The organism is Paenibacillus sp. S150 (assembly GCF_019352175.1).
GTDB lineage: Bacteria > Bacillota > Bacilli > Paenibacillales > Paenibacillaceae > Paenibacillus_AQ.
Window position 1 is genome coordinate 59,509 of sequence record NZ_JACBYI010000027.1, and the last position, 18,639, is coordinate 78,147.

The window sequence follows — 18,639 nt, forward strand, 5'->3', positions numbered from 1 at the left end:
AGGGGACCTGAATATGAAGAAAACTAAACGCCCAATAGTGTTAACAGGCTTCGTGCTGACCGCTGTTTTACTGGGAATATGGGGAGGAATTATGGTGAATCACAAAGAGGACAAGGCTTTGCTACTGGATGAAACGGCTATTCATTTGACACCGGAAGAAGGATATGACGGCTTTGAGGGTTGGGGCACTTCACTGGTCTGGTGGACCAATATTCTGGGCCAATGGTCCGATACAGAAAGGCTGGATGAGGTGCTCGATTTGATATTTGACCGCGAACAGGGACTGGGTCTGAATATTGTCCGCTATAACATTGGCGGCGGAGAAGACCCGGGGATCGTGAACAATACACTGCGCCCGGGCGGTGACATTCCAGGCTTCCAGCCCTCGGAAAACAGCTGGGACTGGGAAGCGGATGCCGGCCAGCGCAAGGTGCTGCTCGGTGCGCTGGCGCGCGGGGTAAATATCGCCGAGGCCTTCTCCAATTCGCCTCCTTACTGGATGACGGTCAGCGGGTCGGTCACAGGAGCTGCGGACGGCGGGAATAACCTGAAGGAGGAGTATTATGATGCTTTTGCAGACTATCTGACCGAGGTTGTGAAAGAGTACAAAGAACGCTATGGGGTGACCTTCCGTACGCTTAACCCTCTGAATGAGCCAGCTTCCGGCTGGTGGAGGAAAGGGAACATTCAGGAAGGAAGCCACTTCAGCCTCGATAAGCAGATGGAAATCCTGCAGAAAGTGGCCAGCTCGCTGAAGTCCAAGGGACTCACGGCTACGGGGGTCAGCGCACCGGACGAAAACAGCGTTGACGAAACGCTGGAAATGCTGGAAGGCTATGATGCGGATACAATTGAAAGCATTTCCCAGATTAACACCCATACCTACAATGGAAGCAGTCTTGCTGAAGTGCGTGACTTTGCGAAGGAGAACGGCAAACATCTTTGGATGTCCGAATTCGGTACTGGCGGCAGCGGGCCGCATGATCATCAGGATATGAGCAGCGTAATGGAACTGGCAGAGCGGATTATTTTCGACCTGCGGATGCTTCAGCCCGCTGCATGGGTATACTGGCAGGCAATCGAAGATGAGGGGGCGAACAACAATTGGGGCTTTATCCACTCCGATTTCTCCGGTGGGGAGAGCTATGAAATAACCAAGCAGTACTATGCCATGGCCAACTTCAGCCGCTTTATTCTTCCCGGGTCGCGGATTTTGCCTACCGATGACGGGCGCAGCGTTGCTGCCTACCTGGAAGAGAAACAGCAGCTGACTGTGGTCGTCCGCAATGAACAGGCCGAGAAAGAGCTTATATATGACTTGACACCCTTCGAATTTGAGGTGTCAACCGCTAAAGTATACCGAACAACGGCAGCCGGCAATTTGAAGGAAGGCGAGGCTGAACTCCGGAGGAATGGAGTGAAGCTGACAGTTCCGCAGCAATCGATTACGACGCTTGTCATATCCGGAATCCAATTAAAGAAATAGGGATTATGAGGTGGAGAAGCCCGCGGGACATACTCACTGCAATGCCTTTTTCCTTATCAAAGAATGAAACCGCTTACTATTTAAAGTGCATTTTATCCTTATTACTGGAAATCTAGTGTTTCCCGCTACTTTGGGGGTATTTCGTGCTGCGAAAGGGGGTGATAAAACACATTGCTTCAGTAAGTAGAGGAGGTGACGAATGGAAAGTCTAATTATCGGGTTTTCAGTACATCAAAATATAAGGGGATGTAAATAGGGATGTATAAGCGCAATCATAAAAAAAAGATCATTTGTCTGCTTTTCATGGTTCTTGCGTTATTGGCTCCTGCGATAGGGCTGGATAATCTTCCTACAGCATCGGCGGCTACTTCGGGGTATCGCGGTGTGAATTGGGCCGATGGCCGGGACAATTATGTCAACGGCTGGGTCATTCCGTCAGGTTTAACCGCTTCCGAGACCTATTCCAGCGCTGCAGTGATTGCTGATAGGGTAATCAGCGGATTTCAGACAAACTTAGGTGCCAATACGGTTCGCATGCCAATCAATGAACCAAGTGTACTTGAATCATGGTGGGGGGTATATACAGGAGCGATTGATAAGGCACTTAGCAAGAATATGAAAGTAGTTCTGGCTTATTGGCCATGGCATAACGGGAAGCCGGATGATATGAACAGATTCTACTCCATGTGGCAGAGTGTAATTGACAAATACGGTTCTAATACGAATGTCTATTTCGAAATAATGAACGAACCCTATGGTTACAGCCAAACGGACTGGTTAAATGTGGCAGCGGCGTGGCTAAGCAGATTTCCCGGCGTTCCGCGGGGACAAATCCTGGTTAGCGGTACCGGATATAGCGATACTGTTGCGGCAGTCGGAAACGACTCCAGATTTAAAGATTGTTTATTGTCCCAGCATATTTACTGGCACTGGCATACAGACAAGATCACAGAGCAGGCATGGAAAGATGAGCTGGTAAGGCGGGTTGGCAGCCACTCCAGCCGAACCATTGTCACCGAGTACGGTGCGGACATGACGACAGGAATCAATTACAACGGATCCATTAATGGCAACCCCCGGATTGCATTTATGTACGGTGTTCCGAACAAAATGCGCGAGCTTGGCATGGGCAGCGTGTATTGGCCTGGACTAAGAGACGGAGATGCCTACAGTATCCAATCACGCACAGGAACCGGCTCAAACATAACGCTTCAAACTACGAACGCTTCAGGCAGAGTCCAGATCCGTTGGGCCTGGGGGCTATAAATTCACCCGTTGATTGCTTCTAAAAAGAACCGTTTGGAAAAGCCCGCTACCGCATCCGTCAGGCTGTTGCCTGACCGAATGGCTGGAGGGGCTTTTTTTGCACAGATACCTTCAACCGTTTAACTTGGCTCTATGACGGTATCCCAAATTATTGCTGCACGATGTCCTGTACGGCTTTATCGAGCTTTTCCAGGAGCTGATCGTGGCTCAGCTGGCCGCCCAGGTATTCCTGCATAGCTGCACCGAAGCCTTGGGTTACACCATCTGGGAACATATCCCAGTTCCAGCCGAGTGCGGCAGCGGATTTCTCCTGCACGGCAACGGCGACCTGGCCGATATCGGCTGCATCGGTTTCAATATTATTTTCGGCCGGAATGAATTTGAATTCCTTGGTCAGATATGTTTTGCCGGTTTCCGAGCTTACGAGCCAATTGAGGAAGGCTTTGGCTTCTTCGGGATGGGCGGATTTGCTGTTCACGATATAGTTGTTGGGTACCCCCACAAGAATGGTTCCCTCTTTCTCGCTGATCGGAAGCGGAAGGAGGCCAAGATTCAGCGCCGGATCAATTTTGTCGATGTCGCCCTGAGTCCAGTTGCCTTGCAGCATCATTGCCGCCTTGCCGGATGCAAATTCAGCAACCTGGGTAGCATAATCTGCAGTCATTTTGTTATCCTGCGCGTTGCCGAAGATAACGTCTACCAGGTCAAGCCATTGCTCGAACACGGCATTGCCCTTGATGGTCTGCGTACCGGCTTTGACATCATCGATGAATTTCTTCGGATCAGGCTGGTGAGCCAGCCCGACGTTAACCAGGTGAATCCCCATGGACCACCATTCATTGGTGGCTTCAAACGGTGTGATGCCTGCGGCCTTCAGTTTGGCTGCTGCATCCTTAAGCTGTGACAGAGTTTTGGGTTCTTCGGTAATTCCCGCTTCGCTGAACAGGTCCTTGTTATAAATAAGTCCGTAGCCTTCAACGTTCATCGGCATGCCGTACAGCTTGCCGTCCACCGTTGCCGGAGCTTTGGAGGTTGGAATCAGACTTTCCACCCAAGGCTCGTTCGACAGATCGGCGGCACGGTCCATATAAGGAACCAGGGCCGTATAGCCGCCGTTATTGAAAATTTCCGGCTCGGAGCCGGAAGCGATCTCCGCTTTGAGCAGCGCACCGTAATCTTCGCCGCCGCCATGTGTCTCCACTTCAACCTTCACGCCGGTTTCTTTCTCATATTCTTCGGCCAGCGCGTTCAGCTGTTCGGCGATTTCAACCTTGAACTGGAACATCTTGATCGTTACATCTTTGGCCAGTGCTGCGCTTGTCTCCGGCGCCGCTGTCTCTGCACCTGAATTGACAGCGTTTCCACCGCTGGCGGAATTATTATTGCCGCCATTGCCGCAACCTGCGATAATTAGTGTGCAAACGGTTGCGATAACAAATGCGAGCTTTCTTTTCATAGTATAACCTCCCTGGTCTAGTGGTTCCTGCAACTTGATCGTAATGCATATGCGAAGGGACTTACACTTAATATTTTGCTCGAAAAAGTGGATATTGTTGCAAAGGGTCATCCCTTAATGGAGCCTGCGGTGACACCTTCAACAATATAACGCTGCAGCGACAGGAAGAACAAGAGGATTGGCGTGATCGCCATAACGAGGCCTGCAAGGGCAAGGTCCCACTTCTTGGTATACTGGCCGAAGAACTTGGTGACAGCCACCGGCAGAGTGGTCAGATCCTTGTTGCCCCCGATGACAAGCACCGGCAGCAGGTAGTCGTTCCAGATCCACAGCGTGTTCAGAATAATGACGGTTACAATGATCGGCATCAGCAGCGGGAAGACGATCCGGAAGAAAACGCCGTACGGGCTTGAGCCGTCGACCCGGGCCGCTTCCTCCAGCTCTATGGGCACGCTCTTAATGAAGCCGTGGAACAGGAACACCGACAGCGGCATCCCGAAGCCGAGATAGCAGGCCACAATGCCGTACAGCTCTCCGCGCAGCTCCAGCATGCTGGTCACCCGGACCAATTGCAGCATCAGGGACTGGAACGGGATGATCATCGCCGATACGAGCAGCAGGAACACCAAGGAGTTGAAGCGCGACGGCTTCCGGACGATCTGATAAGCGGCCATGGAGCTGAACATCACAATGAAGATGACGCTCAGAACCGTGATCTGCAGCGAGTTCCAGAAGGCCTGCGGGAAATTGATCGCATCCCATACTTTGGAGTAGTTGTCCCAGTGGTACACCTGCGGGAAGGAGGCGGCGTCTATCAGAATCTCCTTCAGTCCCTTGACCGAGTTGCCCAGCACCAGATAGAACGGAGACAGAAACACGAGTGCCAGGAGAATGGCGGCGGTTTCCAGAATGAAATTGCTGAGACGGTATCTGCCGGTCTGCATTATGCCGACACCTCCTTCCGTTTGGTAAGCCAGACCTGTGTGACAGTGATCAGGGAAACGGCGAAGAAGAAGAGCAGCGCTTTGGCGGTGCCGAGGCCGTAACGGTTGTTGATCAGCGCTTCCGCATAGATATTATAGGCGAGCGACTGGGTTGAGGTTCCCGGTCCGCCTTTGGTCAGCGACAGGTTGAGGTCGAACATTTTGAAGGCATTCGAAGTGGTCAGGAACAGGCAGATGGTGATGGCGGGCATGATCAAAGGGACATAGACGCTTCGGAATAATTGCGGAGCGCGTGCGCCGTCAATCTTGGCCGCTTCAACCAGGTCTTTGGGAATTCCGGCCAGAGCAGCGATGTAAATGACCATCATATACCCGGCGGTCTGCCAGACGAATACGATTACGAGGCCCCAGAAGCCGGTACCCGGTGTACCCAGCCAAGGCAGCTGGAAGAACGAGATGCCGGTGATCCCGCCGATGGTGGCGAAGCCTTTGGTGAAGATGAATTGCCAGATGTAGCCCAGCAGAATGCCGCCGATTACATTGGGCATGAAAAAGATGGTGCGCAGCACCTTCTTGGTCTTCAGTGTTGTCATCAGCAGAAAAGCGAGCAGAAGGGCAAGGACGTTCGCAGCAATAACGGATACTATGGTGAAGCGCAGGGTAAACAGCAGGGATTCCCAGAACTTGTCATCGTTCGTAAAAATCCGTTTCCAGTTGGCCGCGCCGGTCCAGAACGCTTTGTCCAGATCCAGCCCGTTCCAGTCGGTGGAGGAGTAATAGAAGCCGAGAATGAAGGGGGTGACCACGATGGTCAGGAAAAAGATCAGGGCGGGCCAGAGGAAAATAATTTGCTGTCCCCAGCCTCTTTGCAGGTGCAGAGCTTTTCTCATATGGAGTCTCCTTTATATAGTTAATCAACGGGTTCACACCTTCATTATAGGAACAGGCCGGAACGACCAACACTCAATTTGATGATGATAAAAGTGGATTATATTGCAGCGGATGCTTCTTAAGCGAATTTTGCTGCACAGTATGTTCAAAGAAGCGGAGCTTCCGCAAAACTTAGCGGATGCTTCCCAAACGGGTTTTGCACGACGTTATGCAGGATGTCTATGCTACAGAACTTTCAGGAGGTCAGCATGTTCAAAAACAGCATCCGGACCCGGCTGATGGCGCTTGTGCTGCTGGCCTCGGTGATACCGTCAGCGATTTCGGTTACTTTCTCTTATCTCTACACCAAGCAATCGGTCACCGAGCAGTCCGTGAAGCAGAATACGAAGCTGCTGACGCTCGGGGAAGGCAATCTAAGCAGCTACTTCAGCGGTATGAACCAGCAGGCCATGACGCTGTACAGCGGCATCAATGTGCCCAGCTCTTTTTATACCACGCTGCTCACTGCCAAAAACCCGGAGTATCTCCCTCCCGGCACCGCTGTTCCGGATACCCGGGCCGTGATTTCCACCCAGCTGTACAATTTATTCCTCTCTGACCGGAACACCTTTCAGATTCATCTGTATGTCCGGGCGGCGGGGCAATCCAATCTGCTGCTGGGCGGCTTGTTCCGCCGGGAGGTGAACGGCAGCAACGCTTCCGCAGAAGACCCGGAGGGCACGTACCGCCCCTACATTGAGGTCACGCATATGGACCATCAATACGGGATGAAATCCGGGTTTCCTAATTTGAGGCCGGGAAGCGAGCCGGTGTTTACTGCGCATTTTCCTATCTACAAGACCCCAAGCCCGGAGGTTCTGGCCGACCTTTCCATTGACTACCGCCTCACGGAGCTGGAAGAGATCGTCAAATCCATGTACAATTCGGATACGGAACGCCTGTATATATTGAATGAACAGGGACAAGCTTTGTTCGCTTCTGATCCCGACTGGATCGGCAAGCCGGTGGCGGCAGGCTGGAGCCAATTTCCCGGGAACGCGGGCAGCGGCCATTTTACCTGGAAGAAGGATGGGTTCAAGGGGATTGTCATGTACCGGCAGATTGAGGAGCCGTTGTTCAAGGGCAGCATTATCAAGCTGGTTCCCTACGAGGATTTGTACGGCGATGCCCGGATCGTCACCCGGTTCAATACCGGAATTGGCGTGCTGTTTCTGCTGGCGGGCGGGATCAGTGCGGTGCTCATCTCCATTGGCTTCACCAGGCCGATCAAGAAGCTGATCTCATTCACCCAAAAGGTGCAGACCGGGCAGCTAGATGCGCATATGGATGCTGAACGGGAGGATGAATTCGGCCTTCTGACACGCAAAATCACGGGCATGACCCGGACGATCAACGACCTGATCCTCAAGGAATACAAGCTGGAGCTGGCGAACAAGACCAACCAGCTGAAGGCGCTGCAGGCCCAGGTCAATCCGCATTTTCTGTATAATGCCCTGCAGTCCATTGCCAGCTTGTCCTTGCGGTACAATGCGCCGAAGGTGTATGATCTCATCTATTCGCTCGGCAGCATGATGCGCTATTCCATGAATACGGAACGGGCGCAGGTACCGCTCCGTGACGAGATTGAGCATGTGCAGAACTATGTCATCCTGCAGACGGAGCGCTTTGGCGAAGAGAATCTGTATTTTACCGTCGATGCTGAAGAAGAGGCGCTGGATGTGGTTGTGCCGAAGATGATCCTGCAGCCCATCGTAGAAAATATCTTCAAGCACGGCTTCGCGGACGGCATTCAGGGCGGGGTCATCTCCATCGGCTGCGCGCTGGATGGGCAGGGCCGGCTCATGCTTGCCGTCAAGGATAACGGCAAAGGGATTGCGCCTCAGCGGCTGGAGGAAATCACTGCCGGACTCGCAGGCAGCGGCGGAACGGCGCATGAGGAGATCGGACTGTACAATGTGCTGGCCCGGCTGCGCCTGCAGATGGGCAGCGAGGCGCAGCTGCTGCTGCGTGATAACGGCGGCGGAGGCATAACGGTCACGCTTATCATTCCGCTGGACGGATAAGTGGAAAATGTAAAAATCCAAAGCTTAACTTATATAGATACTTACAAAGGAGCGGTAAGCGATGAAGGTGCTGATAGTAGACGATGAGAAGCATGTGCGGGAGGCCATCCGCTATTTTGTACCGTGGGAGAAGCACCATATTGCCGGCATTTATGAGGCGACCAACGGGCAGGAGGCGATGCGGATCATGCAGGAGCAGCAGCCCGCGGTTGTCTTCACGGATATGCGCATGCCGCTTGTGGATGGCGCGGAGCTGCTGGAGTGGCTGCACAGCCATTATCCGCATACGAAGACCATTGTGATCAGCGGCTATCAGGATTTCAACTATGTGAAGCCGGCGATTGTCTACGGCGGAACGGATTATTTGCTGAAGCCGCTGAACAGCAAGCAGCTGATTGCCGCCGCCGAGCATGCCTTCCAGCTGTGGCTGGAGGAGGAAGAGGAACGGCGGCAGGCGCACCGCCGGAATATGCAGCTGAATGTGCTGCGGCCGCTCTATTGGGACAAGGCGCTCTCGGATTTGGTGGCCGGACAGGCTTCTTTTCAGGAATTGAAGAATTCGCTGAGCGAAGAACTTGGCATGCCGTTGTTTGTGTCAGAGTGCAGAATTGCGGTCATCTCTCTCCAGGGGGCGGACTGCCGGCTGCTGCAGAGATTTCACGGTGATGTGGCATTGACCTCCTTCGTGCTGGCGAACGTCTGCAATGAGGTGCTTGCACCGAAGCACAGCGGCTTCGCCTTTCGCAGCTGGCAGGCCGGTGTGGATCTTGTCCTGCTGTTCTGGACTGCTGTCATGGAGGCGGAGGAAGAGGTTCACAGCATTAACGAGTCCATCAGGCAGACCTACGGCGTGCAGCTGGATATCGGACTCAGCCCTCCGGGCATTTTTCCGGAAGGGCTGCATACGGCTTTCCGCCAGGCACGGCAGGGGCTGAACGAGCGGAATCTGCTGCAGCGGGAAGGGCGGATTCACCTGTACCGGGAGCATCAGGCGGGAAGTGGGCCTGTGGAGAGCTACGCCTTCGAAGAGCAGCTGGACAAGCTGAGAATTGCCGTCCTCTCCGGTGATTTGGACAAAATGGAACAGACCGTCGAGGAATGGTCGGCTCAGCTGGCCGCGCTGCCGCTGCTGACGGAGAGCCGCTTCCTGCGGCTTCAGGAAGAGATTGCGGCGGTCCTGCGCCGCCTGCATCCGAATGAGGAGATTTCGTTCGGATACTGTTATGACGGCGAGGGTCTGTTCTCTGTGTTGAATTGGCGGGATCAGCTCAAGGAATTGCTGCAGCGCCTCTCCAAGGGGAATACCCAGACGCCGGACGGCAGGCTTGTTGAAGAGATCAGGCAGTATCTGGCCCGGAATTATGCCCGGGATATGACGCTGCAGCATATTGCCGAGCGCTTTTTTATCAGCAGGGAGAATGTTTCGCGGAAGTTCAAGCAGATTACAGGGGAGAATCTTTCCGATTATCTAACCGATCTCCGTGTCGACAAAGCCAAAACGCTGCTGCGGAATACAAATCTGCGGCTGTCTCAGGTTTCGGAGCTTGTCGGTTATGAGGATGAGAAATATTTCAGCCGGGTTTTCAAAAAGTCCACCGGGCAGACGCCCCGTGAATACCGCAAGCAGGGGGAAAGCCTGTAGCAAACCTGCATGCCTTGTCTTTCAGTTTTTCCCAGCATTTGACCGATAGTAAAGACATGGACAATTGTACATATTCATTCGGTTGATTCGGGAGGACGGGCATGGAAAGATATCTGGGCAAAAAAATTAAAAATGATTTGATCAATGCCTACGGAGTAACGGTAATTCCCGCGAACAGCATTCTGAATGCAGAGCAACTGGAGCTCATCCGCAAGCAAAAAATCAATGTTCTCGACATTATCTTTGCGGGGGAGGAAGGACAGGCGCCTTCCAGCAAGGAGATGGCCTATAACGTAGTGAACTTATCGAAGAATTTATTCGAGTCCTTCAGGATCTCACGCAAGGTTCCGCTTGCAGATATCCGCAAGGAGGTTGTGCCTGTTGTGCAGGAAATATCCCGTAACCCCGATATTTTTGCCTTGTTCGATGCGATTCAGGGCAAAGACGACTATACATATCAGCACAATATCGGGGTGGGCGTATTGTCCACACTGATCGGCAGATGGCTGAAGATGAGTGAGGCGGAGCTGTCGGTGCTGTCGCTGGCCGCAACCCTTCATGATATCGGCAAGCTCAAAATTCCCGCCGAGATCCTGAACAAACCGGGCAAGCTGTCCCCGGATGAATTTGAACTGGTCAAGAAGCATACGATTCTGGGCTATGAAATGCTGAAGGAAACCACCGGAGCGAACTCTCATATTACGCTGACGGCACTGCAGCACCATGAACGGAATGACGGCAGAGGATATCCTCTGGGTCTAAAGGAAGAGCAGATCGACAGCTACGCCAAGATCGTTGCCGTGGCCGATATTTTTCATGCCATGTCCTCCAGACGCCCTTATCATGAGCCGGTGCCCTTCCACGTCATTGTCGATCAGATGAGAAGAGGGAGCTTTGGCGCGCTTGACCCGTTTATCGTTTCCGTGTTCCTTGAGAATATTGTGAAGCGCACTGTAGGCCGCGAAGTGGTTCTGACTGATGGGCGCGTCGGTGAAATCGTCTATTTGAACCCCCATGATATTGAAACTCCGCTGGTTAAAGTCGATGATGAGTACATTGACCTGAGCAAGCTGAATACAATTAAGATTAAAGAGATCAGCATTGAGTAAAGAAAGGCTTGTTTTTATTCAAAATAATCGGCCAGCCCTTCGGCAATGGCTTTGGCCGCCTTTTTCTGATAGGAGGCCGTTCTTACGATGGATTCGTCGGAGCGGTTCGTCAGAAAACCAAGCTCCACCAGCGTCGCCGGGAGGCTGTTTTCCCGCAGAATATGATAGTCCCCGAAGGATAAGCCGTTGCTCTTCAGGCCAATGCCCTGCCGGAGCCGGTTCTCGATGGAGCGGGCCAGCCGCAGATCATTGTTCTCCGAATAAAAAAAGGTGAGTGTCCCCGATACCTTCTTCGGAGAAGAATTGTAATGAATGCTGACAAAAGCATCCGCCCGGAGCTGCTGTCCGATCTGTACCCGCCGGGAAAGGGAAGGCTTCTGGTCATCCCGCGTCCGGGTCAGCTCTACCCTTGCCCCTTTGGCTGCCAGGTAATCGCGAACATAAAAGGACGTCTGCAGCGACAAATCCTTCTCCATAGTATCGAAGCTTGTGCCGAGCATGCCGGGATCACTGCCGCCGTGTCCGGGATCAATGACGACCAGCTTGCCGCGGATGCTTCCGGATGACTTGGCGTTTACGCTGCCGCTGCTCCCGTTGCCTGTGCCTGAGCGGCTTCCTCCGGCAATGTACTGCCCCGCTACCCAGCCCACCTCACCGCCGGAGGTGCGGATTTTTGCCCAATCTCCTTGGGACAGCTGAACGGTGACCGGATCCCCCTCTTTCAAAGACCCCAGCACTTTATACCCGGTTCCGGGACCTCCCCTGATCCGCAGGGAAGAAGCAGTTACGCGGGCAATTCCCTTATTAAGGCTGCTGGAGGATTTGCTTGAGGCCTTCGCCGAAGCTGTGGCTGCTGATGCCGTTCCGCCGGTTCTTTTAAGATAATATCCGGCTACCCAGCCGGAGACGCTGCCTGCCCGCACCTTAAGCCAGCCGTGCTGCTCATCGCTAACGGTGACCACTGCCCCGCTGTTCAGCGAGCCTGTCACAGTGCTGCCTGCGGCAGGCTCGCTGCGCACATTCAGGGAAGAAGCATAGACCTTTGCCGTATAGGCTCCGGCGGCATTGACCGATTCAGGCGGCTGCAAGACGGATAATGATAAAGTGACTGCCAGTATGGCGGCGGATAATGTTTTTTTCATAGGTATGTATGTCCTCGTTTCAGAAATGTGTTAAAGGTTTATTACCCGTTCCAACCGGAGGGAAACAAAACAAGATAAAATTCAAACGGAAATATACCTCTATTCCGGGATGGCATTCAATTGTATAATTATTACATATTGGGAAAGCCGACAAAGGAGTGCCAACGTGACCAGACCTAAATTATTCATTGGATCTTCCAGAGAATCCATACGCTACGCCCGGGCGATACATGAGCAGCTGAAGCGGGAGGCCCAGGTGAATCCCTGGTATGCCCACGCCTTCCGGGCTAATGAATATACCATGGAAGCCTTGGAGCGGAACCTGGATGAGAGCGATTTTGCCGTATTTGTGTTCTCGCCCGATGATGTTGCCAGAATCCGCGGCAAATATTATTATGTGACCCGGGACAACACACAGTTCGAAATGGGCTTGTTCTGGGCCAGGCTGCGGCGCAGCCGCGTTTTCTGCCTGCTGCCGGATCAGGTGCCTGCCCGCAAGGATCTGATTCCCGGCGAGAACATTGAGGAGTATCATCTGCTCTCGGATTTATCCGGGCTCACGCCCCTGGAATATGAATGGCAGCATGAGAATCCGGTTGCAGCCGTGGATGTAAGCTGCGGCAAAATCATTGACAGCATTCAGGAGCAGGGGAGCTATTCTGATCCGCAGAAGGAGCTGGAACAGCTAAAGCTTGAGCTTAGGCGAAAAGAAAGTATCCTTCACTTCTTTTGGCAATATAATAGTAATGTGACCACTCCTCAAGACGGGGAGAACTATCAGGCGCTCAGCGAAGCGGTCCGCAATTCCTTTCTGCCGCCCAAGCATTGCCGGGTGATCGGCGCCGCCATGTGGCAGGCCCGTGAGCAGGAAGGACTGGTGCAGGTGGGCGGAAATGTGGGGCGCGGGCATTCCTATCCATTTTCATTGACCGAAGAAAAGGGTTCCCGCCCGGGGGTGCTGGATGCTTTTATGACCAAGGAATGGACCTTTTTTCAGCGAACGGAAGTTGCGGAGGTATATATCCTATGCTATCCTTTAGGTGAGAAGCATGTCCTTTCTGTACATTTTTCCGGAAGCGACGGATTATCTGCCGATGATCTGACCGAGGTCGTGTCGTACAACCGGGATTTGTTCCGTACCGTCAATCATTTAGTGGGAGGGGACTGACACGATGAAGAATATGAAGAATGCAGCCAGTTTGTCCAGTGCTGTCCGCCGAACCGCAAGCGGCAGCGGCAGCAGTGAGGGCGGCAAGGGACGCACGAAGCGGAAAGCGGGGTCCGGGAGGCCCACCAAGCTGTCACCGCCGGCCATCAACGTATATATTGCGCCCTCCCTGGAAGGCGGAGACGACGAATACAAGAAGCTCATCAGCGGGAAGGTCGATAATAACAAGCCTTCGTTCGCTTAACTGAAGCAGGGGTCCCCGGTCAATGCCGGGGGCCCTTTTTTTCAAAGATAAGAATTTATCCTGAATTTCGAAAGTAAGTATCCACAAATCCTCTAAAAAGCTCTACACGAAGGGATTTCTTGCTAAAAACAGCTTGCACCAAATGGGTGAAGGAAAAAGAGGGGGTATCCCTTGTCCGATCTGGATTGGTTCAATTCACTTTCGAAATTCAGGTTTATATGTTTCACGTTATCAATCCCCTTAGCGGTGAAAATCCGGAGACCCGGGCGTCCGCTGCCGCTGTTCCGCGGGTCCGTCCGCTCCGCTGTTTAAGCGGGAGGCGGTTCTGTAATCTTTAAAAAACACAATAAAGAAACTTAATGTATAGGAATGGAACCGGCTTATATGAAATGAACCGGAGAACCTGAACAAGCTGATGGAACGCAAGGGAGAAATTCATAGGGAACGGAAGCGAAGTGTAAAAAGTAACACTAATGGGCTGGAATTCTGGCTTGAACGGGCTTTAGTGGGATTTTGTACACCTAATGGAGGCCTGCTCACCCCATATGGCTGATTTCAGCCGGATTAGTTGTACTTTTTCCCACTAGGGATGATCCAGGAGCCGAATGCGGTGGATTAGTGATCCTTTTTACCACTAAGATGGCTGCCCTTTGTTATGAATGGTTCAAGTTCATCTTAATGTAGTCGTATTCCTCTGAAAGGGAGAGAAACGGATAGATTAGGGATCCTTTTTCCCGCTAACCCTTGCGAAAAGCGGCTGGGGGAATATGAAGTGGCCTTTTCCACTTGGCTTCCCGCCTGGCTTCAGAAGCCAGCCTTACACCTGAATGCCAACAGCTGCGCAGCCGGGTCAAGGACGGCGCAGCCGTTTCCACTTGAAAGACAAGAATTTATATGTTTCACGCTGTAAATTAGCCTTATCTTTCTCGCTGAAACGGATAACGTCCTTATAAGGACGTTATCCTTTTCCACTTGTCCTTCTGTTTGCTTGCGGCACATGATGTTAAATCTCCCGGGCCGGGGAGCTGGCGCTGTTCTTCTTAGCAATTTCCCGCCGTACAGCCGGGGCTACCTCTGCAGCCAGCAGTTCAATCGCAGCCGCCACCTTGGGGTAGGGAAGTCCGCCGATATCCAGTTGGGTCATGAAGCGGTTATGGCCGAACAATTCATGCTGGTACAGGATTTTCTCGATAATCTGCTGCGGGCTGCCGACAGCCAGGGTATTGACCGGGGACACGAAGCGGCCAAAATCGCTGCGCGAGACGCGGTATTCCTGACCGGGATGCGGGCTGATGGCGTTGCGGTAGCTGTAATAGTAAGGGTAATATTCATCCAGCGCCTGCTGCGGGGTTTTGGCAATGTAGCCGTGGCTCGTTATGGCGATCTTCAGGTCTGCTGCGGAATGTCCGGCTGCGGCTCCGCTGCGGCGGTAGGTCTCGGCCAGATTCTGAAAAGGCTCCGGACTGCCGCTGAGAATCGCAATAGCCATGCCTATGCCCAGACGGCCGGCCTGTTCGGCGCTTTCGGCGGAGCCGCCGATGCCGATCCAGAGCGGAAGCTTCTGCTGCAGGGGACGCGGAGCAATCTCGGCGTTGTTCAGCGGTGGACGAAACGTTCCCCGCCAGTTCATCACTTCATGCTGGTTCAGTCCCAGCAGCAGATCCAGATTCTCGGCAAAGAGGCGTTTGTAGTCCTCCAGCTCATAACCGAACAGCGGAAAAGATTCCAGAAATGCGCCGCGTCCGGAGATGATTTCCGCACGGCCGCCTGACAGCAGATCGAGAGTGGCGAAATCCTCGAATACCCGCACAGGGTCGATGGTGCTCAGCACGGTAGTCGCACTCGTCAGCTTGATCCGCTTGGTCACCTGGGAGATGGCGGCCAGCACGACCGGCACGGAGGAGATGACAAAATCCAGACGGTGATGCTCGCCCACCCCAAACACATCAAGCCCGGCTTCATCAGCCAGCTTGGCCGCCTCAATAACCTCATGTAATCGCTGCTGAGGGCTGATCCGCTGCCCTGTGTGGCAGTCGGTTACAATATCCCCCAGCGTATAGATACCAAATTCAAAATCCGGCACTTGTTCCTTAGTATTGTTATCCATGATTCATAAACCCCTTGTACTATAGAATATTTGAATTTGTTCACGGCTGCTTAAGCCCGTCCGGTAAAGCAGGAATACAAGTTATTGTATCACAACAACTTACAAAATGTAAGTATATGAGTGTAAGTTTGTAGAATTGGCGAATGGATGATTTTGCTTATGTTTAGTGTATTGGATTTTGCCGTTTTCATCCATGAGAGAATTCGAACGGATTTTTCGCGCCCAATGGAATGTTGCCTGGAATCAGAGTGAAGGCTAGATTGCAATGACCAAAGAGATGTAATCTGATCTAATTGTGAATTTTTGTTGACAGACCTGATGATAGGTGTTATTTTAAATTTACAAATCCAATTGATTTACTTTGAATTCAATAATGCCGACTGTTCAGACAGAGGTATCCGTGCTTATCCACCTGCGCGGAACCTCTGTTTTTATTGGTGCAATCTTTGAGAACTTAGGCTGAAGGAGGAACGGTTATGGGTGAAGCATTGCTGTCGATTACACAGCTGAACAAGAGCTTTGGCACAGCCGGCGGGCCGGTGCAGGCGCTGCAGAATGTCGAGCTTCAGGTGCAGGAGGGCGAATTCATTACAGTCATCGGGCCGAGCGGCTGCGGCAAAAGCACCCTGCTGCGCATCGTTGCCGGCCTGGACACCGGCTATACCGGCAGAGTTACGCTGGAGGGGGAAGAGATCGGCGGGCCGGGCATCGATAAAGGGTTTATTTTTCAGGAGCACCGGCTGTTCCCTTGGCTTACCGTGGAGAAGAATATCGCTTCCGATCTGCCGCTCGGGAATCCGGAAATCCGCCGGAAGGTCGATGAGCTGATTGAGCTGGTCAAGCTGAACGGCTTCGAAAAAGCCTATCCCCGGGAGCTGTCCGGCGGGATGGCCCAGCGTGTTGCCATTGCCCGTGCGCTTTTGCGGAATCCCAAGATCCTGCTGCTAGACGAGCCGTTCGGGGCGCTGGATGCGTTCACCCGTGCGCATATGCAGACGGTGCTGCTGGATATCTGGCGGCGGAACCGGACCACAATGATTTTTGTGACCCATGATATTGATGAAGCGGTGTTCCTGGGCAACCGGGTAGTCATTCTGGAGCCGCGTCCCGGCAAGATCCGCAAGATCGTTCCGGTGGACCTGCCGTATCCGCGCAAAAAAACCACGAATTCTTTTCAGGAGCTGCGCCTCAAGGTGCTGAATCATTTCGAAAAAGTGGATGAGCTTGAGCTGACCGACGGGGCGGGAATTTAGTAAAGCCGGACCCGATCGGACGCCGCTGCTTCTGAATGGGGAGGCAGAGCAATTCTTGCGGCAATATATCCGACTTACCTTATGTGAATTTATGTATATAAATATTAAAAAAGGGGGAGTCACTCATGGCTCAAAGGGCTGCGGCGGTGAGAAGCGCCGGAAGACCGGGAAAAACTGCAGTTGCCGGTCTGGGCCTGCTGCTGCCGGGAAGCATACTGATCCTGTGGCAGGTGCTGGGACATTACGGAATGATCTCCGACATGCTGTTTCCCACTCCTTATACCATTGCTGAGTCGTTCGTTGCGCTGGCTTCCAGCGGTGATTTGTGGAGCAATCTGCGAATCAGTGTGGCCAGGGCACTGTCGGGATTTCTTCTTGGCGGCGGGCTGGGACTGTTGTCCGGCATCCTGGTCGGGCTGTTCCGCAGATCGGAGAAGCTGCTCGACCCCTCGCTGCAAATGATCCGCATGATTCCCAGTCTGGCCGTTGTGCCGCTGTTCATCCTGTGGTTTGGCATTGGAGAGGAATCCAAGGTGCTGCTGATTGCCAAAGGCGCTTTTTTTCCGGTCTATATCAATACATTCATGGGCATACGCGGGACGGACAATAAGCTGTTTGAGGTCTCCAAGGTACTGGGCTTTAGCCGCGTGAAGCAAATTGTCCGGCTGGTGCTGCCGGCGGCGGTGCCGAACATAATGCTCGGTGTGCGTCTGTCGCTGGGACTCTCCTGGCTGGGACTGGTGGTCGCAGAGCTGATTGCTTCCACCTCCGGCATCGGCTATATGATGTCGGATGCCCGGCAATTTGCCGATACGCCAGTGGTATTCGTGGGCATTATTGTTTTTGCCGCTGCCGGCTTGCTGAGCGATACCGTTGTCCGCCTGATTGAACGGCGTCTGCTGAGATGGCAGGACAGCTATCAAGGATAGGAGGAGATACACACCATGAGCGAAGGAATTGAGGCGATTGTCAAGACAGCCAAGGGGGTAAGAGAAGCCCGGGATTATAGTGGGACGGCTCCCATAACTGCACATAAGAACGGAAATTCACCGTTATCGCCTGCCTGGAAGATGCGTTTGTCCGATTGGGGAACCGGTGCGGCAATCCCTGCCGCAGTCATTGTGGTGTGGCAGCTTGCCGGCAGTGCCGGCCTGATCTCGCCGGAGTTTCTGCCGACGCCGCTGTCAATTCTCTCGGCGTTTGCGGAGCTTACAGTGACCGGGGAGCTTCCGCACCATCTGGGCGTCAGTATGGGCAGAGAGGGCATCGGCTTTCTCGTCGGCGGCATTCTCGGCCTGTTCTTCGGTATTCTGACCGGCCTGTTCCGCAGTGCGGAATATCTGCTCGACCCCAGTGTTCAGGTGCTGCGGCTGGTTCCCCATCTCGCAATTGCGCCGCTAATTATCCTGTGGTTCGGCTTTGGCGAGGTCTCGAAGGTGGTCATTATTATGAGCGGTTCATTCTTTCCGCTCTATATCAATACCTTTATGGGCATCCGGGGCGTGGACAACAAGCTGTTTGAAGTGGCGAAGGTGCTGGGCTTCAGCCCGCTCCAGAAGCTGCGGCGGCTGATTCTGCCGGCGGCGCTGCCCGGCATTCTGCTGGGGCTGCGCCTGTCGATGGCGGTAGCCTGGATCGGACTGGTGGTCGCAGAGCTGATTGGCTCACAGTCCGGCGTGGGGTTCCTGATTAATGAAGCGAAGCAGAATTCCAATACGCAGGTTATCTTTGTAGGCATTCTAATTTTTGCTGTGGTCGGCAAGCTGATCGATTCTCTGTTCCGCGCCATTGAGCGCAAATTCCTGTACTGGCGTGACAGCTATCAAGGCTAACGCTTATGAAATCACGAAACCATGAAACCAAGGGGG

At 53.2% G+C, this 18,639-nt stretch carries 15 protein-coding genes; 10 read left to right on the forward strand and 5 right to left on the reverse strand.

Annotation, left to right across the window (positions count from 1 at the left end; all coding sequences use genetic code 11):
• Positions 1-13 precede the first annotated feature (13 nt).
• Positions 14-1,486 carry a glycoside hydrolase family 30 protein gene (locus HYD27_RS21490; protein WP_219218541.1) on the forward strand — a complete coding sequence of 491 codons (1,473 nt, stop codon included), beginning with the start codon at positions 14-16 and terminating at the stop codon, positions 1,484-1,486.
• Between the two features lie 258 nt (positions 1,487-1,744).
• A complete protein-coding gene (locus HYD27_RS21495) occupies positions 1,745-2,752 on the forward strand; it encodes a cellulase family glycosylhydrolase (RefSeq protein ID WP_219218542.1) in 1,008 nt (335 codons plus the stop codon).
• Positions 2,753-2,900: 148 nt separating this feature from the next.
• Here the strand turns inward: HYD27_RS21495 and HYD27_RS21500 are convergent, their stop codons facing one another.
• From HYD27_RS21500 to HYD27_RS21510, 3 genes are all read right to left on the reverse strand, one after another.
• The gene (locus tag HYD27_RS21500; RefSeq protein WP_219218543.1) at positions 2,901-4,208 is read right to left on the reverse strand and encodes an ABC transporter substrate-binding protein; all 1,308 of its coding nucleotides are present in this window, start codon (positions 4,206-4,208) and stop codon (positions 2,901-2,903) included.
• Between the two features lie 107 nt (positions 4,209-4,315).
• On the reverse strand, positions 4,316-5,152 hold the full coding sequence (locus tag HYD27_RS21505; RefSeq protein ID WP_219218544.1) for a carbohydrate ABC transporter permease: 837 nt from the start codon (positions 5,150-5,152) through the stop codon (positions 4,316-4,318).
• Positions 5,152-6,042 carry a carbohydrate ABC transporter permease gene (locus HYD27_RS21510; RefSeq protein ID WP_219218545.1) on the reverse strand — a complete coding sequence of 297 codons (891 nt, stop codon included), beginning with the start codon at positions 6,040-6,042 and terminating at the stop codon, positions 5,152-5,154. The genes HYD27_RS21505 and HYD27_RS21510 overlap by 1 nt, the downstream gene beginning before the upstream one ends.
• Positions 6,043-6,291: 249 nt before the next feature.
• On the opposite strand from HYD27_RS21510, the gene HYD27_RS21515 reads away from it, so the two are divergent.
• The 3 genes from HYD27_RS21515 to HYD27_RS21525 all read left to right on the forward strand — a co-directional run bounded on the left by HYD27_RS21515 (position 6,292) and on the right by HYD27_RS21525 (position 10,857).
• On the forward strand, positions 6,292-8,106 hold the full coding sequence (locus HYD27_RS21515; RefSeq protein ID WP_219218546.1) for a sensor histidine kinase: 1,815 nt from the start codon (positions 6,292-6,294) through the stop codon (positions 8,104-8,106).
• A gap of 61 nt (positions 8,107-8,167) precedes the next feature.
• The gene (locus tag HYD27_RS21520; RefSeq protein ID WP_219218547.1) at positions 8,168-9,748 is read left to right on the forward strand and encodes a response regulator transcription factor; all 1,581 of its coding nucleotides are present in this window, start codon (positions 8,168-8,170) and stop codon (positions 9,746-9,748) included.
• Positions 9,749-9,849: 101 nt separating this feature from the next.
• Positions 9,850-10,857 carry an HD-GYP domain-containing protein gene (locus HYD27_RS21525; RefSeq protein WP_219218549.1) on the forward strand — a complete coding sequence of 336 codons (1,008 nt, stop codon included), beginning with the start codon at positions 9,850-9,852 and terminating at the stop codon, positions 10,855-10,857.
• Positions 10,858-10,871: 14 nt separating this feature from the next.
• On the opposite strand, the gene HYD27_RS21530 is transcribed toward HYD27_RS21525, so the two are convergent.
• Positions 10,872-11,999 (reverse strand): N-acetylmuramoyl-L-alanine amidase family protein, encoded by a 1,128-nt coding sequence (locus tag HYD27_RS21530; protein ID WP_219218551.1) that lies wholly within the window; start codon positions 11,997-11,999, stop codon positions 10,872-10,874.
• A gap of 166 nt (positions 12,000-12,165) precedes the next feature.
• Between HYD27_RS21530 and HYD27_RS21535 the strand changes: the two genes are divergently transcribed.
• Positions 12,166-13,167: a TIR domain-containing protein gene (locus HYD27_RS21535; RefSeq protein ID WP_219218553.1), complete on the forward strand. Its 1,002-nt coding sequence runs from the start codon at positions 12,166-12,168 to the stop codon at positions 13,165-13,167.
• 4 nt (positions 13,168-13,171) lie between these two features.
• Positions 13,172-13,411 (forward strand): hypothetical protein, encoded by a 240-nt coding sequence (locus tag HYD27_RS21540; RefSeq protein WP_219218555.1) that lies wholly within the window; start codon positions 13,172-13,174, stop codon positions 13,409-13,411.
• A 1,003-nt stretch (positions 13,412-14,414) separates the two neighbouring features.
• On the opposite strand, the gene HYD27_RS21545 is transcribed toward HYD27_RS21540, so the two are convergent.
• A complete protein-coding gene (locus HYD27_RS21545) occupies positions 14,415-15,518 on the reverse strand; it encodes an LLM class flavin-dependent oxidoreductase (RefSeq protein ID WP_219218557.1) in 1,104 nt (367 codons plus the stop codon).
• A 476-nt stretch (positions 15,519-15,994) separates the two neighbouring features.
• Here HYD27_RS21545 and HYD27_RS21550 point away from each other — a divergent pair, with 476 nt between their 5' ends.
• From HYD27_RS21550 to HYD27_RS21560, 3 genes are all read left to right on the forward strand, one after another.
• A complete protein-coding gene (locus tag HYD27_RS21550) occupies positions 15,995-16,771 on the forward strand; it encodes an ABC transporter ATP-binding protein (RefSeq protein WP_219218558.1) in 777 nt (258 codons plus the stop codon).
• 125 nt (positions 16,772-16,896) lie between these two features.
• Positions 16,897-17,700: an ABC transporter permease gene (locus tag HYD27_RS21555; protein ID WP_219218560.1), complete on the forward strand. Its 804-nt coding sequence runs from the start codon at positions 16,897-16,899 to the stop codon at positions 17,698-17,700.
• A 15-nt stretch (positions 17,701-17,715) separates the two neighbouring features.
• Positions 17,716-18,603, forward strand: coding sequence for an ABC transporter permease (locus HYD27_RS21560; RefSeq protein WP_219218562.1), 888 nt, complete (start codon positions 17,716-17,718; stop codon positions 18,601-18,603).
• Positions 18,604-18,639: the final 36 nt, after the last annotated feature.

Bases quoted from the DNA above. Each gene is read 5' to 3' on its own strand.
- HYD27_RS21560 (WP_219218562.1), top strand. From the start codon at position 17,716: ATGAGCGAAGGAATTGAGGCGATTGTCAAGACAGCCAAGGGGGTAAGA.
- HYD27_RS21555 (WP_219218560.1), top strand. From the start codon at position 16,897: ATGGCTCAAAGGGCTGCGGCGGTGAGAAGCGCCGGAAGACCGGGAAAA.
- HYD27_RS21550 (WP_219218558.1), top strand. From the start codon at position 15,995: ATGGGTGAAGCATTGCTGTCGATTACACAGCTGAACAAGAGCTTTGGC.
- HYD27_RS21545 (WP_219218557.1), bottom strand. From the start codon at position 15,518: ATGGATAACAATACTAAGGAACAAGTGCCGGATTTTGAATTTGGTATC.
- HYD27_RS21530 (WP_219218551.1), bottom strand. From the start codon at position 11,999: ATGAAAAAAACATTATCCGCCGCCATACTGGCAGTCACTTTATCATTA.
- HYD27_RS21510 (WP_219218545.1), bottom strand. From the start codon at position 6,042: ATGAGAAAAGCTCTGCACCTGCAAAGAGGCTGGGGACAGCAAATTATT.
- HYD27_RS21490 (WP_219218541.1), top strand. From the start codon at position 14: ATGAAGAAAACTAAACGCCCAATAGTGTTAACAGGCTTCGTGCTGACC.
- HYD27_RS21540 (WP_219218555.1), top strand. From the start codon at position 13,172: ATGAAGAATATGAAGAATGCAGCCAGTTTGTCCAGTGCTGTCCGCCGA.
- HYD27_RS21495 (WP_219218542.1), top strand. From the start codon at position 1,745: ATGTATAAGCGCAATCATAAAAAAAAGATCATTTGTCTGCTTTTCATG.
- HYD27_RS21500 (WP_219218543.1), bottom strand. From the start codon at position 4,208: ATGAAAAGAAAGCTCGCATTTGTTATCGCAACCGTTTGCACACTAATT.
- HYD27_RS21520 (WP_219218547.1), top strand. From the start codon at position 8,168: ATGAAGGTGCTGATAGTAGACGATGAGAAGCATGTGCGGGAGGCCATC.
- HYD27_RS21505 (WP_219218544.1), bottom strand. From the start codon at position 5,152: ATGCAGACCGGCAGATACCGTCTCAGCAATTTCATTCTGGAAACCGCC.
- HYD27_RS21515 (WP_219218546.1), top strand. From the start codon at position 6,292: ATGTTCAAAAACAGCATCCGGACCCGGCTGATGGCGCTTGTGCTGCTG.
- HYD27_RS21525 (WP_219218549.1), top strand. From the start codon at position 9,850: ATGGAAAGATATCTGGGCAAAAAAATTAAAAATGATTTGATCAATGCC.